The organism is Bradyrhizobium sp. USDA 3262, assembly GCF_054060035.1.
The window spans coordinates 2,714,021-2,735,645 of record NZ_JBSSCT010000001.1 but is presented as its reverse complement, the minus strand read 5'-3'; the positions used below and the strand labels follow the sequence as shown (position 1 = coordinate 2,735,645).

The following is a 21,625-nucleotide window of genomic DNA, read 5'->3' as shown; positions in this document are numbered from 1 at the left end:
GGGCTCCTGACGACCAGTTCCGAACGGTCCCCAGTGGACTTGAACTGTCGGCAACTAAACCCTAAGGTCGTTGCAACCCAGAGGTCGTCGTTTTCAACTAGCAATGCGAGGCGCTCAGACGGGAGTAAAGCAATTCGCTCCAGAGACGTTGGGATAATAGCAACATCACCTTTTCAGCGTTGACAAGTTCTTCGCCGGCCGCCTGACGCTCGCCAAGCTGGGCAGCATGTGGCGACGATCTCGTTACGCGAAAAGCATGAGGCCGTCCCAGGCTCTATCGCTGACCACACCGGCATCATGAAGCGGCCGCATTTTTGGCAGTGTGCAGCCCTTCTCCTCGGGCAAACGATGGGTCAAAACAGGCGCAGCAGTTGGACATCATCCTTGTACCCTCGTGAATTTCGACTCGATGAAATCACCGCGGTCGGCGAACAACGCCCTATCTGGAGTAGCAATCGAGCGAACGCGGATTGATTAATCGTTATTGTTTGGCCAGCTGGGCATCAGCAGCGCCGGTGAGTTCAACCTCGGTACCGTTCTTCGCGTGACCGGCACTCGCGTTGGCTCGGTGATCGGACGCGATCGCGACATAGACCGCCGGCAGCACGAAGAGAGTGAAGAGCGTGCCGATAGACATGCCAGCGACAAGCACCAGCCCGATCGAAAAGCGACTCGCGGCGCCAGCTCCCGTTGCGGTCAACAAGGGTATGAGGCCCGTGACCATCGCCGCCGTCGTCATCAAGATTGGACGCAACCGGACGCGCGCCGCCATCTCTATAGCCGAGCGACGGTCAAGTCGCTCCTTGAGCTGCAGTTCATTGGCGAACTCAACCATCAGGATGCCATGCTTGGAAATCAACCCGACCAGCGTCAGCAGTCCGACCTGGGTGTAGATGTTGATCGTCGCCCAGCCCAAAAATAGCGGTATCAGGGCGCCGACGATTGCCATCGGCACGCTGATCATAATAACGAGGGGATCGCGCAGACTTTCGAACTGCGCCGCAAGCACCAAGAATATGACGATAAGGGCAAACGCGAAGGTAATGGCCAGTTGGTTACCCTCGTGCACATATTGCCGGGCGTCGGCAAGGAAGTCGTGGCTGAAGCCTGCGGGCAGTTTCTTTGCCTGCGCTTCCAGGAAGTCCACGGCCTGACCGATTGTGACGCCGGGCATCGGCACGGCTTGAAAGGTCGCGCAGTTGAGCTGGTTGTAGTGCGTGAGTGCGTTCGGATCAGTCGCAGTCTCCACCGAGACTACGGTAGACAGCGGAAGCATCGAACCTTTCGCGGTCTTCACATAATAGTTTCCGATCGCTTCCGGGGCCAGGCGTTGCTCGCGGGGCACCTGCGGGATCACTTGGTATGAACGGCCTTGCAGATTGAAGTGATTGACGTAGTTTCCGCCAAGTAGGGTGGCGAGCGCGTTACCGATATTCTGCATGGTGATGCCAAGATCGTTGGCCTTCGATCGATCGACCTTGATTCGTACCACGGGCTGATTGAACTCGAGGTCAGAATCGCTGACCATGAACAGACCGCTCTTGCGCGCGGCATCCTTCAGGTTCGACATCTGCTCATAGACGGATTGGAAACCTAGCGTCGAATTGACCACCATCTGCACTGGTAGCCCGTCCGTGCCTCCCGGAAGCGACGGCAGGCTAAACGCGAATGCGTTAATACCTTCGATTTTGGACAGCTCGACCTGGACAAGGGACTTTAGCGCGATCGATGACCGCTTGCGCTCATCCCAAGGCTTGAGCAACATGCCGGCCATCCCTCCCCGCGAGCCGCTAGTGCCGTTGAGCACGAAGCTCAAATCGTTCTCGGGAAACTTCTGAAACGCCTTTTCGAGCTTGGCGCCGTAATAGTTGAGGTAGTCGATGTTGGCGTATTTCGGCGCTTTGGTTAGCGCGAATACAATCCCTTGATCTTCCTCCGGCGCGAGTTCCTTGGAAGTGTGCATATAGAGAAAACCGACGAGACCCAGCATGGTCAGGGCGAACAGCCCGGTAATCGGACGATAGTCGAGCGAGCGGTCGAGCTTGCGTCCGTACCAGCGTGTCGTGGCGCCAAACACGCGGTTCACAACTCTTGCAAACCGCCCCTCCTCAGCGCTCTTCAGGCAGACCGAGCACATCATCGGCGACAGCGTCAAAGCGATCACGCCCGACACGATCACCGCCCCCGCCAGCGTAAACGCGAACTCGCGGAACAGCGCGCCGGTGACGCCCCCGAGAAAACCGATGGGCGCGTATACGGCGGCCAACGTAATCGTCATGGAGACGACGGGGCCCACGATCTCGCGCGCGCCTCTCGCAGCAGCTTGGAGGGGCGGCGCACCTTCTTCCAGATGGCGATGAACGTTCTCCACCACGACGATCGCGTCGTCGACCACGAGACCGATCGCGAGTACCATCGCAAGGAGGGTAAGGAGATTGAATGAAAATCCCAGCGCCAGCATCATGCTGCAGACACCGACGAGCGACAACGGAATGGTAACGACGGGAATGATGACCGACCGCAGCGAGGCCAGGAATAGAAAGATGACCACCACTACTATCACCACGGTCTCAATGAGCGTCTTCTCCACTTCATCGATCGACGACTGAATGAATTTGGTGGAATCGTAGGCCACTTTCATCTTCAGTGCCGGCGGCAGGTTACGTTCCATTTCTGGAAACAGCGCCCGAACACCTCGCACTATGTTTAGCGGATTGCCCTGCGGGCTCGCCTGGACACCGATGAAGACCGCGTGCTCGCCGTTCATGGAGACGCTGACATCTGTGGTCTGCGCGGCAAGCTCGACTGCCGCAATGTCCTCCATGCGTACAAAGCCGCCGTCATTCGCTTTGACGACCATGCGCTTGAAGTCATCGACACTCCGCAGGTCGGTGTTTGTCGTGACGTCGGAGATAGTGAAATAGCCCTTGGTCTGACCGGACGCGGCCTGGAAGTTGTTGGCGGCGATTGCAGCCGAAACATCTGCCGGCGACACGCCGTGCCCCGCCATTTTCGCAGCATCGAGCCATAGCCGCATCGCAAAACTTTGGCTGCCCAGGATATCAGCCGCCGCGACGCCGTCGACGGTCGACATAACCGGTTGCACGACGCGCGAGAGATAGTCCGAGATCGCGCTGGCCGTCAGTTCCTCGCTGGAGAAGGCGATGTACATGACAGCGGTAGCCTGACCGCTTGACTTAGTGACGACCGGATCGTTCGATTCTTTCGGGATTAACGATTTGACTGAATTGACCTTAGACAGCACCTCGGTGAGTGCCTCGTTGGGATCGAAATTGAGCTTGATGTAGACTTGGATCGTCGACGCACCGAGCACAGATGAGGAAGTGACATAGTCGACGCCCTCTGCGGAAGTGACCGCCTGCTCCAGAGGAGTGGTGATGAACCCCTGGATCATGTCGGCGGAGGCGCCAGGATAGGAGGTCGTGATATTGACGACCGTGTTAGACAGTTTGGGATACTGCCGGATTGGCAGAACAGCGGCCGCGCGAAGGCCGATCAGCAAGATCAGTAGACTGACGACGATAGATAAAACCGGACGCTTGATGAAAAGCTCTGTAAATGACATCTCGACTCGCATTCAAAGAGGGTGACGCAAACTCGCTAGCGAGTCGCGCGACAGCCATCGTCATTAAAGCGGCAACTGCGGCCAGGCCCCTGCTATAAGCGAAACTAAAGTGGCCGCTCTAAAGACTCGTACGTTCCCAAGCAGAGGCTCAGCCTTCCGCTTCTTCCATCCTCGCTGCTTATGATGAACGCCGATCCCGCTTGGCTGAGTGCGATCTCGAATAGGGAGCGCCTTCGCAAGATAAGACCCAAGTCCTTTTTGCGCGTAATCAGCCTGAGGTCCGCCTCAGGATGTGGAGGTGGGCTCACGTGCTTCCATTTACTCTCGTGCTCAAGTCTGAATGGAGCGCAAAACCGTCTAGGTGAATCGCGTCAGTTCAAGGCTTCGACCCGTTCGATCGAATGATTCAGCTTTGAAAATCGAAAGTATGGACAACCTGGCAGATGCTCAACTCTACAAAGGTAAGCGGGTGATATCGCATGGGCTGCAAAGTCTATACCAAGGTTTGTTCTCGGTCCGACTCAAACTTCCACAGTATTCCCTCAGGCGGGTCGGGCGACGGTCCCGTCTTGTACGCGGCTTCGTGCCACTCAAGCTTCTTCTTGGGCTTTCTCATCATCCCTAGCAGGCTGTTGAAGAACTCAGCCGCGTTCGCAAACGAAGGCTGAATCGTCGCCATTGTGTATGTAGAAGTGACCGACGAGCCTGCCCGCCGTGCCGATCATAGCCCATCCGCGACCGCAGGCGGGGTCATTCTCATCGTGCCCTTCCCATGAGAACTCCGCGCAGGCCGAACCGTCTCGCGCGCCGTAGCGGACATCGAGGAAGCCGTTTAGCGCACCGAAGGCAATTTCACCGTCGGACTTGCCCTTGAAGGTGAGATGCGCCTCGTCGACGAGGTCGAGGAAGTCGCCGTCCCAGTTGTCCATTTCGACGATGCGCCAGCGGCCAGCAAAGGCCTTGGCGAAGCCGGGCACCTTGGCCATCAGCCGGCCTCCGCGATCAGCTTGGGCAGCCGCACCAGATTGTAGGCGGCGGCAGCGAAGGTAAAGGCCCATCCGACGCGTTCACGGCCACGGAAGCGGGTCTTCTCTTGCCCGGCGACCGTCTTGATCCAGCCGAATGCCTCCTCGATGCGCTTGCGGATGCGCTGGCTGACGGCATAGCCGCCGTGCCGGGTCGTTCGCCCGTCGATCGCAGAGCTGCGGCCGCTGGTGTTCTGCGCAACATGCGGCGTCACGTTCATCGAGCGCAGCTCGTTGACGAAGTCTTCGGCGTCGTAGGCTTTGTCGGCGCCAAGCGTGATCGCTGTCGGCCGGTCGGCACGCGGTTCGATCATGTGCAGCGCGGCCACCCGTTCGGCATGCCCGTCGGCCCGCGTCAGGCAGGCGTCGACCAGCAGGCCGTGGCGGTTCTCCATCAGCCCATGCCCGATGAAGCACAGCTTCGTCTCCTTGCCTTTGCCCTTGCGGTAGAGCCTGGCATCCGGATCGGTGGTCGAAGCATGGGTGTCGTTTGAGCGTTTCTGGCCATGGAAGTCCGCTTCGGCATTGCGCCCGCCGCCTGGCGCCGGCGGCTCGCCAGAGCCATCCTTCGGCTTCACGCTCTTCATCGAGGCCCAGGCCTCGATCAGCGTGCCATCGACCGAGAAGTGATCGCTCGACAGCAGCTTCTTCACCTTGGGCTGCGCCAGCACCGCCGCCAGGAACTTGGCCGCGATGTCGCCTTCCAGCAACCGGTCGCGATTCTTCGAGAACACCGAATGGTCCCAGGCTGCGTCGTCGACGCCAATTCCGACGAACCAGCGGAACAGCAGGTCGTATTCCAGCCGCTCCATCAAGAGCCGCTCCGAGCGGATCGAATAAAACGCTTGCAACAGCATCGCCCGCAGCAGCTTCTCCGGCGGGATCGACGGCCGCCCAATCGGCGAATAGAGCGCGGCAAACTCGCGCTCCAGCGTCGACAGCGCCTCGTTCACGATCGTCCGGATCGCTCGCAGCGGATGGTCACGCCGCACCCGCGCCTCCAGATCGACGTAGCTGAACAGCTCGCCCATTCGATTGTCGCCGCCGCGCACGCCCCATCTCCGAATCTCGTCGGAGCCAATGAATCACGGTCGCTGGTCGGCGGCGAGCACCTTTTTCAACAGCCTGCTAGGTCGGCTCGGAAGCGATCGACTGCGCCACTCGTTTTGCTCGAGGCGGGATGCAAATCTCATCTCGAAGGACCTAATCCGCCCACACGATCGGGTTGTAAAAGCCGACATGCACAGAATTGACTCAGAGAGTCCGCGTGCAGGCGATATGCTCTCGCATCATTGAGAGCTTTGCGCTGGACGGCGATGAATGTGGCGACATTTATGTTGGCCGGCGTACGGGTCACGAGATGATCTACGCCGGCAAGGTCGACCACGGCTTCGACAAGGCCTCGGCCACCGATCTCCACAAACTACTGACGCCGCTGATCCGCAAGACCCAGGCCCACACCAAACGCATCGAGCATAAGGCGATCTAGGTTGCGCCGAAGCTGTTCGTCGAAATCGAGTAATCTTGTCAACTGCCGAAGGTAAGGGGCGGCATTCGCTCTTTCATGGTGTCGGGGAGGATCCATCATTACCTCACCGCGCTGCAGCTTCTGCAATGATACCCGCTGGCTCTGGGAGGTGAATCCGGCTCAGCCATACAAAGACCACACGCCTGCATGCGCGGCGCACTGTCAGGATGCCGCGTCCGGTCTGTTGCAAACCCGACGATCACGGCTTTGTCCCGCCCTCGCCGCAAGAATTCAAGCCGGATTTGTATCGGCGCTAGGGCGCCTACTCATAATTCGCCGTGTTCGCTTTACCACTAAAACCAGTCATCGCCGGGCGACCAGGGCATGTCGGTGATGGGCGATGAGGCGACATCGCGAGCTATTTTTGATTTTGACGCGACGAACTCCTTCGAATTTCTTTAAACATGCGTATTCAGATTGGTACGTTGCTTGCTTTGTTCAGGACCTCATCACCCACGATTATCTTCTGAGCGGACCTGCGTCGCTGCAAATGCAAAGTCCGCCCGGAGATCGCCGTGCGGCGAAACTATGGAACCGGTGTAGACCGGGGTATCGGTCTAAATAGCAGACTGCAGCGCAAAGGTGGCGATGCTGAACTGGCCAGTCGAGGGGAGCGGTTGCAAAGGCCGTCGTGACTTCTGGTAAGACCATCGTTGTACACGATAACGCCATTGACCCCGTCATTTCACGCGCACGACCGCATTAAACTTCACGTCTGATTCTGATCTAGAATGATGAGGTAGAACATGCAAAGGCGTGGCGCGGTGGTCGACCAGCCACTGAAATGAAATCAGGTCGTTCTTTAGTGCGTCAGAAGGGACCTAATTCGTTCTCACGATGAACCGTAGTTTGCTTCCGGACCGTAGCTGAGGAGATTGGGGCGCAATGACGTGTATTGTTGGACTGGTTAATAAAGGCACTGTTTACATCGGTGGCGATAGCGCCGGTTTGGACTCGAACTATTCTCTCGTCGTCCGCAACGACAGGAAGGTATTCCGGAGCGGTGATTTCGTCATGGGCTTTACCAGCTCATTCCGGATGGGACAGCTTTTGGCGTTTGGCTTTCATCCTAACAGGCCGCGCGTGGGTGTCGATGTGATGACTTACATGGTCACCGACTTCATCGACGCCGTGAGAGCTCGAATGAAGTATGGCGGCTTTGCTAGGACGAGGGATTCTGCTGAATACGGCGGGAGGTTCCTTGTCGGCTACGCCGCCCGGCTGTTCCATATCTCGGACGATTACCAGGTTGGAGAATCGGTCCATGGGTTCGATGCGTGCGGATGCGGTAATGCGATAGCGCTCGGCTCGCTGAGATCAACACGCGACTGGAATGACCCCAAAGCACGCCTCCTTGAAGCTTTGGGCGCCGCCGAGACGTTCAGCGCGGGTGTCCGCGGGCCGTTCTATTTAGAGCAGACGGACTGCACAAATAATTGAACGATCCTTATCGTCCTCAGTCTATCCGACGACGTCATACGTGCCAGCCTGAACCTGTGTGCAGTTGAATTTGCTTGAGTGAAGGTGTTCCTGGGCAGTCGTTCAGTTTAATTGCGGGTGATCTCCGCATTGTTGGACCGACCTGCATCTTAGCCAGAAAGTCCCTTGAGCATCGAAGTCCATGTGTTTGACTCAAAGTCGTGTCTTTGTCTCATCGTCTATGAGGGACAGTTACCGTCATCAGACCTTGTTCGGAGCAGGGCCCATTACGACACCGGCTGGGGCTCGAAATGAGACGTTTTCACAAATCCGATATATGCCGTGATGACCACCATGAACAGCATCGCCGCGCGGCTGCGCGGTAAGCAGATCCGCGTAACCGCGGCGACCTTCGCTGTACCGGAGCCAAACCGGAAAAGATAAGTGTAAGGAGAGCAGCCCGAACCAAGGCGACCTTACCTGGGTTTGCATATGATTCCGTGTCCGTCGTTTATCGTTAATTCGCCGTAGCAAGCAATGTGATACTTGCGTCCCACAATAGGCATCTCGTCTGCTTGAGAGAATGAAGGCACGTTAATCGAGAGCTTCTTTACGAGAACTTCCTCGTATCCACCATCTCTCTCCAAGATCACGCGCCATTTCCACTCCCCGCCCGGGCTTTCGTCTGCCATTGTGTTGTAGCGGAGTCGGATCAAATTGCTCATCGAGAGTACCTGAAGACCATGTCCGATACGAGAGATAGAGAAAATCTATCGCCATCGCCGAATGAGAGGCGAGCGGCTTGCCCAACCGAGAACGCCTCGCCGATGCCAGCTTGCTCTTCCTTGAAGCAGTTCAAAACTTAACTGCTCAAAGATCTTTCTCCAAGACATACGAACGTTTGCGCGATAGATCGCTCAGGATCATGCAAGCTCGGCCCCACATCGTGATAGTCCTTTTGTGAAGAGAAGGAACGCGGTCCGCGTCACTGCTCTTAGCGGCCCAAGCGGCCTAAACAGATCTCGGATTGTGAAACCGATTTGAGGGGTTATGGCGAAATCCTCAAAGCTTGTCGTTGCGAAGAACGGGCGTGCGCTTCTTGTCAGACGCCGTCGCGACGGGCTCTGGATGTTTCCGGGCGGCCGCAAGCGTGCCGGTGAGAGTGACAGGGCGTGCCTTCGTCGAGAGGTTGCGGAAGAACTTCCGAAAATCACACTCGGGCCGTTGAAGCTCTGGAAGGAAGTGAAGGGCACAAACCGCCGATCTGGGCGCAAGATGAGCGATGCTGTTTTCGTGGCTAAGAAAGCGTCCGGCCAATTGAAGATTGGTGACACAAAGGAGATCGACAAGGCGGTCTGGCGCAAGCCGCGACGGATCAGGCTAACGCCGACGTCCCGCTACATTCGGGACAAGCTGTTTCCCTAGTGAACAATAGCCGGTTACTTGCACGTTGATTTCCGCTCAAGGCAACAAACTTCGCCGCATCGCATATTGGCTCTTACCATCGGACGGGATTACCTTCTATCTCTTTGTGAACTTGATCTCGATGCGCGACGAGACTCGCTCTTAGAGCTCGGTCATAGGGCCGCAGGCCCGACCAGGCGTGCGCCAGGGCGCATCGCCTTAAAGAGAAATGGCACCCGCAGGAGCGTGAGCATAGCGACGCCGAAGGCGGCACGCGGGACCGAGTGCAGCGACGAGACCGGTTAAAAGGGCACCCGGGAACGGGGCAGTGATAGCGACGCCGGCATACTTCATGACGGCGGGCCCCTTTCTCGAGTGCCCCCGGCGAGGAGCACCGAAGCTCTGGCGCGAGGGATCGAAGCCGCACGGCGTGCGCCGTTGTGGCGTGAAGAAGAAGGGAGTGTTCGAAAGAATGGAGCCTACTGGTTGGGCTCTTACTTGCCCGGCTTACCGGTGTCGGAAACGACTGAACCTCGAAAGAGGAACGGGACCAGAGCATGCCGGGAAACGTCTCGAAATCGCGCGCCGCAGCCCGGTGGAGAGCACAAAGTAAGGTGTGCATGGTGAAAGCTGTATTGCCTGAATCCCAGTTTCCAGTCGCCAAAGGGCTGGCAGTAGCGAACGCGGCTGACACGCTACGCCACGCGGGGCCGATCGCACCGGCCAGTGCGAACTGCCACCAGTCCGCGTGGGACGACCACCATCCGTGGGTCAAGGAGACGAATAGGACGCCTAAACACACCGCAACTCCCCGCACACGTAACTACGGGATCGCCTGTAACAGGTTCTTGCGAGGACCTGTATGGCGACGGAGCCGTCATAGTACCCAAATGCCCGGCGTAATGGCCGGGACAGCCGCCGCGAGGCAGACGATCATGCGTATAGGGCCGGGCGACCGGACCGAAAGCGCCTCCGATCGGGGGAAGGACGATGCCACCAATAACGGCATGTGCAGTATGCGTAGAAGAGATTCTTCGACGGAAAGGTTCTGCTGATGCAGGCCGTTACCATCCAGAGAAGAATTGAATCACTGCCGACTTTGTCGTGGTCGGGTAAGCGCGTAAATGGCCTTCACCGCCTGATGAGATCTCCGCGTCTCTTCGAGTGGGCCTACGAAAAGGTCTCCCGCAACAAGGGAGCCCTGACGCCCGGTGTAGACGGCAAGACCTTCGACGGCATGTCGTTGGAGAAGCTCGCCGACATCGCCAGGCGCGTGGCAGATGGCACTTATCGCTTCCGGCCGGTCCGGCGGGTTTATATCCCGAAGGACAACGGCAAGACACGACCGCTGGGTATCCCCACGGTGGAAGACCGGCTCGTTCAGGAGGCGGTCAGGATTTTGCTCGAAGCGATCTATGAACCTGTGTTCCTCAATGAATCACATGGGTTCCGCCCGGGGCGATCCTGTCATACCGCACTCAAGCTCATCAAGAAGAGTTGGACGGGCTGCAAGTGGCTGGTCGAAGTTGATGTGCGTGGATTCTTCGACAACATCGACCATGACATCCTGCTTGGGCTTCTAAGGAAGCGGATCGATGACGATAAGTTCATTGGTCTGATCGAAGGAATGCTCAAAGCAGGCTACATGGAAGATTGGGTCTACGGACGCACTTACAGTGGCACGCCACAGGGCGGCGTTCTGGCTCCCTGAACGCAAAAGATAACTTTGCGGTGGAGTAGCGGTCACGGAACTATCGGTGGCGCCGGGCGCCTTTCCGCCCGGAGGGGTGGGTGGGAGGGGGATGGAGTGGCGGATGACGATCTTGTCGTCGCCGACGAGGACTTCCTTCACGAGAAGACGCAGCACGCGTCGGCGTTCGATTATATCGAGCGCGTCGACGGACGAGCGCAGGCGGTCGAGGAAGCTCGTCACGGATTCGGCGAGACGCAGACAAACTTCCTGCTCCTTCGATTGATCTTCGATCGCTTGCAGCTCCAACAGGCAAGCCTGTTCGCGGCTGCGCAAATCGGGCATGCGACTGCGCAGCTCTTCAAGTGAGAGGAGGCTCTCCTGATAGGCCGTGAGTAGACGTTCGATGCTTTTCCGGGAGCGCGCAAGATCGCGGCGAAGCGTTTCCTCCCGGCGCTGTGTGGGATCGGCATTGCGCGCCGCCTTGAGCCGGCGCTCAAGTTCCTCTTCGATGAGGTGTCGGTCTTCAAGCAAACGCGCGATCTCTTTCCATACTACCTCGTCCAGCAAATCCTGGCGCATCGGGCGACTGTCGCAGACCGGCCCGCCGAGCCGGCGCCAGCCATCCGAGCCCAAGCAGCGGTAGTAATGGATGGGTCGAGCGCTCGACCTGGTGGAGGTGCGATAGAGCCCATAGCCGCATTTGGCGCAGCTCAACAATCCTTGCAGGGCGCTCGGCGTGATCGTGCGTCGCGGGGCATGCTTCTTGTTGGCTTCCAAAAGCTCGTTCGCCAATGCGAAGGTCTCTTCGCTGATGATGGTCGGCACAGGGATTTCGATCCACTCTGTGCGAGGAAGTTCATGATTGGCGCTGTTGCGAGGCGCGACGCCGCCGCGCAATCGCAACGGCCGCGTCACACGCATGCGCGGCGCGATCCGCGTCTTGCCAAAGCAGGCCGTTCCTTTATACGCGGGATTGCGCAACATTGCCCAGACCGTCGAGCGCTCCCAGCGGCCTGTTTCTTTGGCTGTCGGAATCTGGCGCTCATTGAGCAAGCGCGTGATGGCGCCGATGCTGTGGTTTTTTGCGGTGTAAAGCTCGTAGACCCAGCGCACGACACCGGCCTGTCGCTCGTCGATCTCATAATAGGCGGCAGAGTGATCGGTCTTGCGCTTATAGCGATAGCCAAACGGAGCGCCAGAAAGCACGCTCACTTGGCCTTGAAGGGCGCGATGGCGCTTCCCTCGCCGCGACCGCTCCAGGATTTGCGCGCGTTCATACTCGGCGATCATGCCCTGAAACTGCAGCAGGAGTTCGTCTTCCGGCGTCGCCGCCCGTCTCGAGCGAATGAACAGGACCTCGACGCCGGCGCGCGCGAACTCTTCGATAAGAAGGATTTGATGCGCATAGCGCCGGCTCAGCCGATCGGGAGCGTAGACGAGCACGGCTTGGATCCGCCCTTCTGCGGCGAGATCGCGCAGTCGTTCAAGCCCAGGGCGCAACAAGCTTGCGCCGCTATAGCCGTCGTCTTCGATCACCCATTCCGCCGGCACGTCGCAGTCCTGCTCGCGCGCGAAAGCGATCAGCGCGCTCGTCTGACTGGCGATCGTGTTCTCCTCCTTCTGTCTGTCCGACGACACTCTGGCGTAAATCGCGGCGGTTTTCATCTTCGCCTCCCGTCACATCGGCGCCGGCGCGCGCGAAGCGCACCTGATCTGCAACGAGAATTTCGTAGACCTGTTCAAGTTTGACGGCGACGAGGCGATCGAACGCAAATTCGAGTCGAACGTCGCGCTTTTTTCGCCGCTCAGCCATCTTCGCGGACAGACGCGAGATAAGCGGCCACCGCTCGGCGCATCACCTCGCTCACCGAAAGCCTGGAAGCCGCCGCATGCGCCTGGAGTTTTTGGGCGAGATCGGCCGGCATCTTCAGGGAGAGCGTCACAGACGGCTGCGGCGCGGAAAGGAGCGGCTCCTTCCTTTTGGCCACTTCGAGATAGCGATAGGCTTGCCGCAGCGACAAGCCGCTTTCGCGCGACAGCGCCAAGGCCGCCTCCGCCATGCCGATCTTCTTCGCGAGCAAGCGTCGCGCCGCCCTCAGCCGTTCGGCTTTCTGCGCTTGCGTCGATCGAATCATATGACATAATGGTATTACCTTTTGCGTCTCAAATCAACAACGGCTCCATCGCGCCAGCCGGTGATGACGCGTTCAAAGCGGAAGTTATCTTTTGCGTTCAGGGAGCCGTCTCGCCCTTGCTCGCCAACATCTATCTGCACGAGCTGGACCAGCACATGCAGATGATGAAGGCGGACTTCGACAAAGGCCGTGAGCGACGTCCATTCCCGCGCTACGTGGCGTTGGAACGGCGCGTCCTCAGTCTTCGCCGGAAGATTGAACGGCTCCGTGCCGAAGGCGCGGATCGGGACGAGATCGATGCTGCATTTGCGGAGATCAAAGCCATCAATAAGGAGAGACGGAAAGTGCCTTCCGTCGATCCAATGGACCCCAACTTCAAAAGGCTCCGCTACTGCCGCTATGCCGACGACTTCCTCATCGGCGTGATCGGGAGCAAGCGGGAAGCGTGTGAGATCATGGCCTGCGTCGAACGATTCCTGACGGAGACCTTGAAGCTCACCGTTTCGCCCGAGAAAAGTGGGGTCTACGCCGCTTCAAAGGGAGTGACCTTCTTGAGCTATCGCGTCTCGACATACACATCCTACGGGGCTGGACGAAAATCCAGCCGCAAGGGACCGGCTGGACGGACATGGCGCGTGATGCGTCGGCCGACCACCGGCAATGTCAGCCTGCGGGTGCCGCGCAAGGAAGTCACCAAGTTCTGCAAGCAACACGGCTATGGCGATCTCGCCAAGAAGACCGGCAGTCCGCGCGAGCAGTTCCTGGTAACCAGCGACGTTGCAACCGTCCTCGCCTATAACTCAGAGTTCCGTGGTTTTGCGAACTACCATTCGTTTGCCGACGACATCAAGAGCGCCTTGGGATTGCTGGAGCTTGTCGTGTTCCGCAGTCTTGTGAAGACGCTGGCGATGCGACATCGGACGACGAGAGCAAAAACCATGGCGCGTCTGTGGAAAGGCACGGACTACGAGGTTAGCTCCGTGGTCCGTGGTAAGCTTCGCAGCATCAAGCTGTGGAGACTGAAGCATCTCACCCGAGCCTACTGGACAAGTCCGACTATCGACAACGTCACGGCAGGTGCGTGGTGGGTCAAAAGCCCAAATGATCTCATCGATCGACTTAACGCTCGCAAATGCGAAGCGTGCAGCGATACGACGGGACCATTCGAGATGCATCATCTCCGCCGCCTAGGTGACCTGCGAAGCGGATCGTTGGCGGTCTGGAAACGGTCCGGCTGGCGGCGCAAGACCATTGTCCTGTGCCCGTCATGCCGTGCAGCCGTCTCCGGTCGAGCGCATGCGCGTACGGAAAGCCGTGTGCATTGAAAGGTGCCCGCACGGTTTGGGGGGAGGCGTAGGGATATCCTCTTCGGAGGTGTCGCGCGCCTACCCTACCGAGACGCTGCGCGGCTCGGTTCACGAGAGCCCGGTGCGGCTCCGGCCGCACGCGCAGACACTGAAAGACCTGAGTGCACGTGATGCAGGCAACCCTGCGAGAACCGCCTCGCATTTTCACGTAGTCTCAGAACGGGGAAAACGTTGTCCCTCTGGTGACTGTGAATCCCAGCCTTGCTAGCAGCCGGAACAAACGACGGGCCACAGGATTCGTCGTATTCGGAGTCTATTTCAATGCTGATGACCATTGAGCGAAGGCCGACAACACGGACGCTGTGGGGATGGGCGATTCAAATGCTCCAGGAAGCGGGCGCCATCCGCGAGTGCGAGGAGCACGGTTGGATGCAGGACCGCGCCGATCCGCATGCACGAGAGCGCGCCTTCGATATCGCCCGTCAGGACCCGCCACCGGACGTCACCCCTAACGCAGCGGAGGCCGCAATTCGCGACGTGCTGGACTCGATTGGTGATACCTGCCCAGAATGCCCCCCTGACGAGGAGGACCGACGCTAAACATCGACGCCAGCCCGTCTCCGACCTCAGCGGCCGAGCCGTTTCTCCACGCGCTTGCGCGCGTTGCCGACCTTTTTGACAGCCTTCTTCACCGCCGGCGCCGACTTTCCCGTCTTCTTCGCCTCGTGCTGCACTTCGTAGTCCTGCCCGCCGGCCACCCGTGCCCGGTCCTGCTTTCGCCCGCGCGCCGCCTTCGACTTCTTCGTTGCCGCCATGGATACCTCCTGTTCGTGGCGTCGAGGCAACGCAACAAGGATTCCGCGGTTCCGGAACGATTCGAACTGTGCCAATTTGAATCGGCTGTAGCGTGGAGTTCTTCAGTGGCGTTTCAGCGTCAAAAACCGGCGGCTATCGGCGTCAAGGCGCCTTCCCCGGCTTTATCGAACCGGCCCTGGCCACCTCGACCGAGAAGGTGCCATCCGGAGAGCGCTGGATTCACGAAATCAAGTTCGACGGCTACCGTGTTCAGGTCCAACTGGCTAACGAGACGGCGAAGATCTTCACCCGGCGCGGCCACGATTGGACGCATCGCTTCAAGAAGATCGCTCATGATGCCTGGTGGATCAAGGCGAACTCGGCGGTGGTGGACGGCGAGATCGTGGTACCGGCCGCCGACGGCACGACCGACTTCTCGGTTCTGCAGAACGAGCTCAAGGGCAAGTCGAAGAGCATCGTGCTCGTCGCGTTCGATCTGCTCTATCTGAACGGCCGAGATATCCGGAAGCTACCGCTCCTTCAGCGCAAGGCCGAACTCAAGAAGATCTTAGGCGGTACCGACATCCAGTTCAGCGAAAGCTTCGAGATAGATGGCCGCGAGATGTTCGCGCACGCCTGCAAGCTCGGCCTCGAAGGCGTCGTCTCGAAGGTCCGCGGCAGCGCCTATCCGAACGGGCGCACGAATGACTGGGTCAAGAAGACCTGCGTCCAGCGTGAGACGCTGACCATCGCCGGCTATGCCCTCGATGAAGGCAAGTGGGACGGCATCTACGTCGGCCGTCGCAAGGGCGACGATCTGGTCTACGCCGGCAAAGTCGACCACGGCTTCGACAAGATCTCGGCCGCCGATCTGCAGAAACGGCTTAAACCCCTCATTCGAAAGACCCAACCATATACCAAGCGCATCGGTCACAAGGGCATCTGGGTCGAACCCAGGCTTCTGGCCGAGATCGAGTATCGCGCGAAGTCGGCCGAGGGAAAGGTTCGCCACCCCTTCTTCCGGGGCCTGCGGGAGGACCTGTGATGGATGCGTTCGATCGCTTCTGGCAGTGGACGAACAAGCCCCCCGAAAGTCCGCTGACGATTCCGGCCGAGCTGCATCAAGCGGTCATGGAGCTCGCTCCCGAGGACCGAGGGGACCGCACCACGGTGAACCGAGCCGCAGCGCGCGCACCAGACCCCGAACGATGATCGCTTGACGGCAACCCTTTGCCTTCACTCGGTGCCGCCGAGCAGAAACTAACTCCGCGCACGCTGCAGCGCAGCTTCCAATCGCTCCATCTCCTTATTCCAGCGATCGTCTTCCGTTTGCGATCTCTTCGCGAGAGCCTCAACCTCGACCTGGATGGCGGCGGCCCGCTTCGCGTGTTCCTGCTCCGCCTTGTTGAGCGCAGCCTGCGCCTTGTCGACCGCCTGCTGACGGCGCTCACGCTCTTGCTGCCTGGCGGCCTCTTCCCTCGCCCGCTCATTTTCCCGGCGCCTCTCCTCCCGTTCGTAGGCAAGCGCGGCCTTTCGCTCCGCCGTCTTGTCGACGGGACGCGAGGAAGGCTTCTTCGCCACAGGACCTTTCGATTTGCGCGGCGCGGTCGTCGATCTTCTGTCCCCGCCGAGATTGGAGGGCAGTTCGGATTGCTCGCTGAAGGATCGGTTGGATCCGACCGGGCGCCTGAGAACGACACCCGGCTTCTTCATGGCCGCAGCGATGACGTCCGGATCGTCGCTTTCCTTCGCCGCGCCTTGGTGGAACAGATTGCTGTTGGCGCCCCAGGCTTCGAGGGCCGCTTTCATGGAAGGAGCGGCGATCGCCAGATCGAAGAAGCCCAGCGAAGTCTGCAAGGTTTTCAGTTTTCTCGCCATCGGTCTGATCCGCCCTCCTTAATCGAGCGTCAACGTTGCATGCCACGGAGCCTGCGGAACACGACGCGGGCCCGAAGCGTTCCCTAATCCTTGAAGGACGTCCATGGATTTCGCAACGTGCTCTTAAGGATTGGCCTCGAATGAGCCGGACGTCGACCCTGCCCAAGCGCCTGCAGCCGATGCTCGCTACGCTCACCGACGCGCCGTTCGACGATCCCGGCTGGGTTTTCGAGGACAAGTATGACGGCTTCCGGATGATCGCGGAAATCCGGCGAGGCAAGGTTGCGCTCTACAGCCGAAATGGCAAGATCATCAGCCGCAGCTATATCGAGGTCGCCAAAGCGCTGGAGGGCGTGAAGGGCGATGCCGTGATCGACGGGGAGCTCGTCGCAATCGGAAAGGACGGCGTCTCGCATTTCCAGTTGCTTCAAAACGCGCTGCGCCATGAGGCGAAGCTCCTGTATTGCGCCTTCGACCTCATGTTCGCGGACGGTGAGGACCTGCGTGCGCTGCCGCTCCTCGAGCGCAAGAAGCGGCTCAAGGCCATCCTTCCGCGCCACAAGCTCGTCGCGTTCAGCAGCCACCGCAAAGGCAGGGGAACGAAGTTCTTCGCACAAGCCGAGCGGAGACATCTCGAAGGCATCATGGCCAAGCGCGCCGATAGCCCGTACGCGTCCGGACGCCGGACCGCCGACTGGCTGAAGGTGAAGACCGCGCAGCGGCAAGAGGTCGTGATCGCCGGCTTCACGGCGCCGAGGCGAACCCGGCCTTTCTTCGGCGCTCTCGTCCTCGCGGTACGCGAAGGGGATGCATGGCGGTACATAGGCCACGTTGGCACCGGCTTCAGCCACCAAGTTCTCGAAGAGCTTCACGGCAAGCTCATGAAGCTCAAAACCGCCGAGTCACCGTTCCCTGCCAAGGTGAAGGATGAGCAGGTCACGACCTGGGTGCGTCCTGCGTTGGTCGCAGAAGTGAAGTTCGCGGAGTGGACCAGCAACGGCGAGCTGCGCCAGCCGGTCTATCTCGGGCTGCGGTCCGACAAAAACGCGAAGGACGTCGTACGCGAAAAGAGCTGGTCGCGAAAATAAGGCCGTCGAGATGAGCCGTACGACACGAAGTCAACCGGCGTCGCGCTCCGATGCCGAAGGCCACGGCGGCAGGGGCGGTAACCCGAGAGCCTTGCGTACGGGTCCAAACGACCGCCGGTGAGCTGCGCATGCACCGAGCCCGGCGAGCGCTTCATAATGAGCCGGCACCGGGTAGCCCTTGTGATCTGCGAAGCCATAGCCGGGGTGTCGCACGTCGAGCGTCCGCATGACGGCGTCGCGCTCGACTTTCGCGAGGATGGAGGCGGCCGCGATGCTGGCGGACTTGGCGTCGCCTTTGATGATGGCCTGCTGAGGAATATCGATTTCCTTCAACCGCTTCGCATCGATCAGCAAGTGCTGCGGCGTCAAGCCTAGCCCCCGGACCGCACGCTGCATGGCCTGAATGCCCGCCCAATAGATGTTGATCGCGTCGATCTCCTCGACCTCGACGAACGCCACAGACCAACACTCCGCCTTTTCCTTGATTTCCTTCGCGAGTTCTTCGCGAGCCGCGGCATCGAGTTTTTTCGAGTCATCGATGCCAACGATTCGGGTGCCTGGTTTCAGGATCACGGCACCGGCGGAGACCGGCCCGGCGAGAGGGCTCATTCCGGCCTCGTCCACACCTGCCACGGCAAAGTGGCCATTCTCCCAGAGAGAGGCCTCGAAGCGGAACATCTTGCGGAGACGCTGCCCTTCGGACCTATTTTCGAAGCGGCGTTTATCGATTGAAGCCAGAATGGCACGCGCTCCGGCGCGAGTGTCGGCCCGCAAGATCTGCTCGACGCTGGCCTCGAGCGGTCTTTTCTCGACGACATAGCGCTGACGCAATACATCGAGTGAGTACTGGGACATTACGGCCTTCGTGAAGATTGACTGTGGGGGAGCATGTCAGTGAACTTTATGGCGATTGTCTGAAGTAGCTATCCAGCCTCACCGACCGCGCAACGCCCTCTCAAAAGGAACCCGGCCAGCTCTCCCGCGCGGGTTCGGCCTCCATTTCCTCGCTATATTGTCGCTCGCCGGCTCGGTAGAAGGAGCCGCACTCAGTCATCGTCCCGAGTAGATCGGGACCGGCATGGCCGCAAACAAGGTAACGACGCTACGCTTGGGGCTGAGGAGGCAAATCGACAGTCCGGGATTATCAAACGCTGCTTCCATTTGGCGGATTTTTCTTCCCTCAGGCGCGACCTCAAGAGGCGTTTGCTCTTGCCCGTTCGCGCGCCTCGCGCCGACGTTCACGTCTTTCGCGCCGTCGCTTGGCACGTTCGGCGGGCTGCCGCAGCGGAGGAACAGGCGCCGACGAAGTCTCACTCGTCTCCAGAACTGGAGGCGCCTCGGCCCTTTCCAAGGCCGTTGGCCGCGCTTCCATCAATTCGAGCAACGCCCGTCCTTTGGACGTGATCTTCCATCCTCCGCTTATCCTTTCGACCAATCCTTGTGAGAAGATGTCGAGGTCGGGCACTCTCGCCGCGAGGCGCCTGGTCCGGTCCGCCCAGTCGCGGCCACTCGTTGCCAGGATGGCCATATCCCTCTTGAGGTCCTCCATCACTGCAAAGCCGTCCGGATAAGCTACCAAAATCTTCAGGACGGTGACCTGGAAGTTCACGCCGGCCCCCCGCGATCAGCGCGACATCGTCGGCGCATGCGAGAGGGCGTCGCGACCAATCTGTTTGAGACCTTCGGGAGAAATCTCGCCTTGCGTCGCAGCCTCTAGGATTTTCGACGCGACGTGAGTACGTGCCCCGATCTCGGGGTGCGAAACGCCTTCACAGACTTCATCGAGAACCGCGCGCAAAAGCGCGGTGGTTGCCGTGTCCAACATAAGCTGCCCCCCTGAGGGAAAATCTAATCCTAGCGCGGTTTCGCACGCTTGAGGATTCAAAAATGTTAAGCTTGCCGGTGGTGCGCTGCACCCATGATTGCGTACCGAGCCGATGGATTGCCTCTGCAGGTCGAGGCCTGCAAAATCGAACTGATTGGGCTGAAGGCGATGCTACCAAACACTCCCAAGGGAAAATCACGCAAATTGATAAATTTCCAAGCGGCGCGCAAAGCGCACAAGCCGCTATTTCAAATCGCGAGGTCGACGGCTCTACGCGCGGTTGCTTCGGCCTCGCGGTCCGCCGCCGTTCTGGCGTTGCGCAGCGACCGGGCCGCCATTAGGCGGCTGCGAGATGACTCGTATAACGTCGTCGAGATGGGAATCGCCATTCGCCGGGGCTGCCGCGGACGGCGAAGTGGTGGCCTTCGGCATCACCGGATGCTTCAGGACTCCTAAGCCGACTTCCGCTGCGGCCTGGCCGCCGGCTTCTTCGCCGCGGTCTCCTTCGCCGGCTTCTTGCCTGCAATCGGCATCAGCATTTCCTTCTGCCCGGCCGCCGCCTTGCGCGGCTTCTTGCCTGGTTTCTTCGGCGCCTCTGTCGGGCCCGTCACCTCTCGTCCGATGCTCTTGCGCAGCGCGTCCATCAGGTCCACGACGTTCTCACCGCGAGGACGCGCTTTCGCGGTGATGGGTTTGCCGGCGCGCTTCTGATTGATGAGATCGATGAGGGCTGTTTCGTACTGGTCTTCGAACTTGTCCGGCTCGAAATGGCCCGCCTTCTGATTGACGATGTGCTTGGCGAGATCAAGCATGTCCTTGGTAACTTTGACATCCTGGATATCGTCGAAATACTCATCCGCGGAACGGACTTCGTAAGGATATCGCAGCAGCGTGCCCATCAGTCCCTTATCGAGCGGCTCGAGCGCGATGATGTGCTCGCGATTGGTCAGCACCACGCGGCCGATTGCGACCTTGTTCATCTCGCGGATGGTTTCCCGAATGACGGCGAAGGCATCGTGCCCGACTTTACCGTCGGGACGCAGGTAGTAGGGGCGAATGAGATATCGCGGATCGATTTCGCTGCGGTCGACGAACTCGTCGATTTCGATGGTTCGCGTCGATTCCAGCGCGACGTTCTCAAGCTCCTCCTTGGTCACCTCGATGAAGGTGTCGGTATCGACCTTGTAGCCCTTGACGATATCCTCGTTGTCGACCTCCTCGCCGGTGTCGGCGTCCAGCTTGGCGTACTTGATCCGATGGCCGGTCTTTCGGTTCAGCTGGTTGAACGAGACCTTTTCGGATTCCGAGGTAGCCGGATAGAGCGCGACCGGACAGGTGACGAGGGAAAGACGCAGAAAGCCTTTCCAGTTGGCGCGAGGGGCCATCGCGGGGGAACTCCATTACTGATGCCGGATTCAAGACGAACCAACCGGCTTGGTTCCGACATCGCGGCCCGTCCCATAGGAGGATTCTTCTCAGCAGCTGCCCTCGTCGGACTCGACATTCGTTCTTGTTATGTTCTAATTCGGGCATGACCGACCGACCCGCGAGCTGGCGCATGCCGACCCCGATGCAAATGGAAATGCTGGCTGCCGAAGCCGCCCGTAGGCCGGGCCCTTCGACTCCGGCTCCGGATTCGCAGCTTCCGGCCGAATACTGGGAATCAGTCCTCAAAGACCCTCGCGCCGGGACGACAGGGGCCGAAACGCGGCAGCGACGTCTTTCCGAAATTCAGCGCCACGTGCTCCGCGTCTCCTGCCGCCGCTGCGAGCGAACCGTGGAAATCCAGACCGCCGATGCCGTCCGCTTGTATGGCGCCAACGCCGTCTGGAAGGACGTGGCGCAGCGGTTGCTCGACAACACCTGCCAGCAGCGCACCGGCAGGCATGAAGAAGACGGGTGCTGGCCCGCGTTCGAGACACCGTAGTCGCTCAGGATTTGC

General features: G+C 59.6%; 19 protein-coding genes and 2 pseudogenes. 10 read left to right on the top strand and 11 right to left on the bottom strand.

Going from position 1 to position 21,625, the window contains the following annotated elements; translation table 11 throughout:
• Window positions 1-481: 481 nt before the first annotated feature.
• From ACVWYP_RS12780 to ACVWYP_RS12770, 3 genes are all read right to left on the bottom strand, one after another.
• Window positions 482-3,586 carry an efflux RND transporter permease subunit gene (locus ACVWYP_RS12780; protein ID WP_304498889.1) on the bottom strand — a complete coding sequence of 1,035 codons (3,105 nt, stop codon included), beginning with the start codon at window positions 3,584-3,586 and terminating at the stop codon, window positions 482-484.
• Window positions 3,587-4,227: 641 nt separating this feature from the next.
• Window positions 4,228-4,572, bottom strand: a complete 345-nt coding sequence (locus tag ACVWYP_RS12775) for a hypothetical protein (RefSeq protein ID WP_018268887.1) — start codon at window positions 4,570-4,572, stop codon at window positions 4,228-4,230.
• The gene (locus ACVWYP_RS12770) at window positions 4,572-5,663 is read right to left on the bottom strand and encodes an IS5 family transposase (protein WP_038387925.1); all 1,092 of its coding nucleotides are present in this window, start codon (window positions 5,661-5,663) and stop codon (window positions 4,572-4,574) included. Before ACVWYP_RS12770 ends, ACVWYP_RS12775 begins: the two co-directional genes overlap by 1 nt.
• Window positions 5,664-5,878: 215 nt before the next feature.
• On the opposite strand from ACVWYP_RS12770, the gene ACVWYP_RS12765 reads away from it, so the two are divergent.
• The 4 genes and pseudogenes from ACVWYP_RS12765 to ACVWYP_RS12750 form a co-directional block, all read left to right on the top strand.
• Window positions 5,879-6,100 (top strand): ATP dependent DNA ligase, encoded by a 222-nt coding sequence (locus ACVWYP_RS12765; RefSeq protein ID WP_304498888.1) that lies wholly within the window; start codon window positions 5,879-5,881, stop codon window positions 6,098-6,100.
• 924 nt (window positions 6,101-7,024) lie between these two features.
• Window positions 7,025-7,579, top strand: coding sequence for a hypothetical protein (locus tag ACVWYP_RS12760; RefSeq protein ID WP_137482155.1), 555 nt, complete (start codon window positions 7,025-7,027; stop codon window positions 7,577-7,579).
• A 1,029-nt stretch (window positions 7,580-8,608) separates the two neighbouring features.
• Entirely contained in the window at window positions 8,609-8,983 is a 375-nt protein-coding gene (locus ACVWYP_RS12755; protein ID WP_304498887.1) for an NUDIX hydrolase, read from the top strand.
• Between the two features lie 1,033 nt (window positions 8,984-10,016).
• Window positions 10,017-10,610: pseudogene (locus ACVWYP_RS12750) on the top strand (reverse transcriptase domain-containing protein); the annotation flags it as partial.
• Here the strand turns inward: ACVWYP_RS12750 and ACVWYP_RS12745 are convergent.
• On the bottom strand, window positions 10,542-12,320 hold the full coding sequence (locus tag ACVWYP_RS12745) for a recombinase family protein (RefSeq protein WP_304498886.1): 1,779 nt from the start codon (window positions 12,318-12,320) through the stop codon (window positions 10,542-10,544). The pseudogene ACVWYP_RS12750 and the gene ACVWYP_RS12745 overlap by 69 nt on opposite strands.
• Before the next feature lie 140 nt (window positions 12,321-12,460).
• Window positions 12,461-12,736 (bottom strand): ribbon-helix-helix protein, CopG family, encoded by a 276-nt coding sequence (locus tag ACVWYP_RS12740; RefSeq protein ID WP_304498885.1) that lies wholly within the window; start codon window positions 12,734-12,736, stop codon window positions 12,461-12,463.
• Between the two features lie 62 nt (window positions 12,737-12,798).
• On the opposite strand from ACVWYP_RS12740, the gene ACVWYP_RS12735 reads away from it, so the two are divergent.
• Together ACVWYP_RS12735 and ACVWYP_RS12730 are read left to right on the top strand one after the other, a co-directional pair.
• The gene (locus ACVWYP_RS12735; protein ID WP_453946154.1) at window positions 12,799-14,115 is read left to right on the top strand and encodes a group II intron reverse transcriptase/maturase; all 1,317 of its coding nucleotides are present in this window, start codon (window positions 12,799-12,801) and stop codon (window positions 14,113-14,115) included.
• Between the two features lie 303 nt (window positions 14,116-14,418).
• Window positions 14,419-14,697 (top strand): hypothetical protein, encoded by a 279-nt coding sequence (locus ACVWYP_RS12730; RefSeq protein ID WP_304498883.1) that lies wholly within the window; start codon window positions 14,419-14,421, stop codon window positions 14,695-14,697.
• A gap of 26 nt (window positions 14,698-14,723) precedes the next feature.
• On the opposite strand, the gene ACVWYP_RS12725 is transcribed toward ACVWYP_RS12730, so the two are convergent.
• The gene (locus ACVWYP_RS12725) at window positions 14,724-14,912 is read right to left on the bottom strand and encodes a DUF3606 domain-containing protein (RefSeq protein ID WP_304498882.1); all 189 of its coding nucleotides are present in this window, start codon (window positions 14,910-14,912) and stop codon (window positions 14,724-14,726) included.
• 105 nt (window positions 14,913-15,017) lie between these two features.
• On the opposite strand from ACVWYP_RS12725, the pseudogene ligD (ACVWYP_RS12720) reads away from it, so the two are divergent.
• Both ligD (ACVWYP_RS12720) and ACVWYP_RS12715 read left to right on the top strand, forming a co-directional pair.
• Window positions 15,018-15,937: pseudogene (gene ligD / locus ACVWYP_RS12720) on the top strand (non-homologous end-joining DNA ligase).
• Window positions 15,937-16,104: a hypothetical protein gene (locus tag ACVWYP_RS12715; protein WP_304498881.1), complete on the top strand. Its 168-nt coding sequence runs from the start codon at window positions 15,937-15,939 to the stop codon at window positions 16,102-16,104. Before ligD (ACVWYP_RS12720) ends, ACVWYP_RS12715 begins: the two are co-directional and overlap by 1 nt.
• 48 nt (window positions 16,105-16,152) lie before the next feature.
• Here the strand turns inward: ACVWYP_RS12715 and ACVWYP_RS12710 are convergent, their stop codons facing one another.
• Window positions 16,153-16,770 (bottom strand): cell envelope biogenesis protein TolA, encoded by a 618-nt coding sequence (locus ACVWYP_RS12710; RefSeq protein WP_304498880.1) that lies wholly within the window; start codon window positions 16,768-16,770, stop codon window positions 16,153-16,155.
• Window positions 16,771-16,910: 140 nt separating this feature from the next.
• Here ACVWYP_RS12710 and ligD (ACVWYP_RS12705) point away from each other — a divergent pair, with 140 nt between their 5' ends.
• Window positions 16,911-17,858, top strand: coding sequence for a non-homologous end-joining DNA ligase (gene ligD / locus ACVWYP_RS12705; protein ID WP_304498879.1), 948 nt, complete (start codon window positions 16,911-16,913; stop codon window positions 17,856-17,858).
• Between the two features lie 30 nt (window positions 17,859-17,888).
• Here the strand turns inward: ligD (ACVWYP_RS12705) and ACVWYP_RS12700 are convergent, their stop codons facing one another.
• The 4 genes from ACVWYP_RS12700 to ku all read right to left on the bottom strand — a co-directional run bounded on the left by ACVWYP_RS12700 (window position 17,889) and on the right by ku (window position 21,068).
• Window positions 17,889-18,713: a ribonuclease HII gene (locus ACVWYP_RS12700; RefSeq protein WP_304498878.1), complete on the bottom strand. Its 825-nt coding sequence runs from the start codon at window positions 18,711-18,713 to the stop codon at window positions 17,889-17,891.
• Between the two features lie 337 nt (window positions 18,714-19,050).
• Window positions 19,051-19,467, bottom strand: coding sequence for a hypothetical protein (locus ACVWYP_RS12695; RefSeq protein ID WP_304498877.1), 417 nt, complete (start codon window positions 19,465-19,467; stop codon window positions 19,051-19,053).
• 15 nt (window positions 19,468-19,482) lie between these two features.
• A complete protein-coding gene (locus tag ACVWYP_RS12690) occupies window positions 19,483-19,683 on the bottom strand; it encodes a hypothetical protein (protein ID WP_304498876.1) in 201 nt (66 codons plus the stop codon).
• Between the two features lie 452 nt (window positions 19,684-20,135).
• On the bottom strand, window positions 20,136-21,068 hold the full coding sequence (gene ku, locus ACVWYP_RS12685; protein ID WP_304498875.1) for a non-homologous end joining protein Ku: 933 nt from the start codon (window positions 21,066-21,068) through the stop codon (window positions 20,136-20,138).
• Window positions 21,069-21,214: 146 nt separating this feature from the next.
• Between ku and ACVWYP_RS12680 the strand changes: the two genes are divergently transcribed.
• Window positions 21,215-21,610 carry a hypothetical protein gene (locus ACVWYP_RS12680; protein WP_304498874.1) on the top strand — a complete coding sequence of 132 codons (396 nt, stop codon included), beginning with the start codon at window positions 21,215-21,217 and terminating at the stop codon, window positions 21,608-21,610.
• Window positions 21,611-21,625 lie beyond the last annotated feature (15 nt).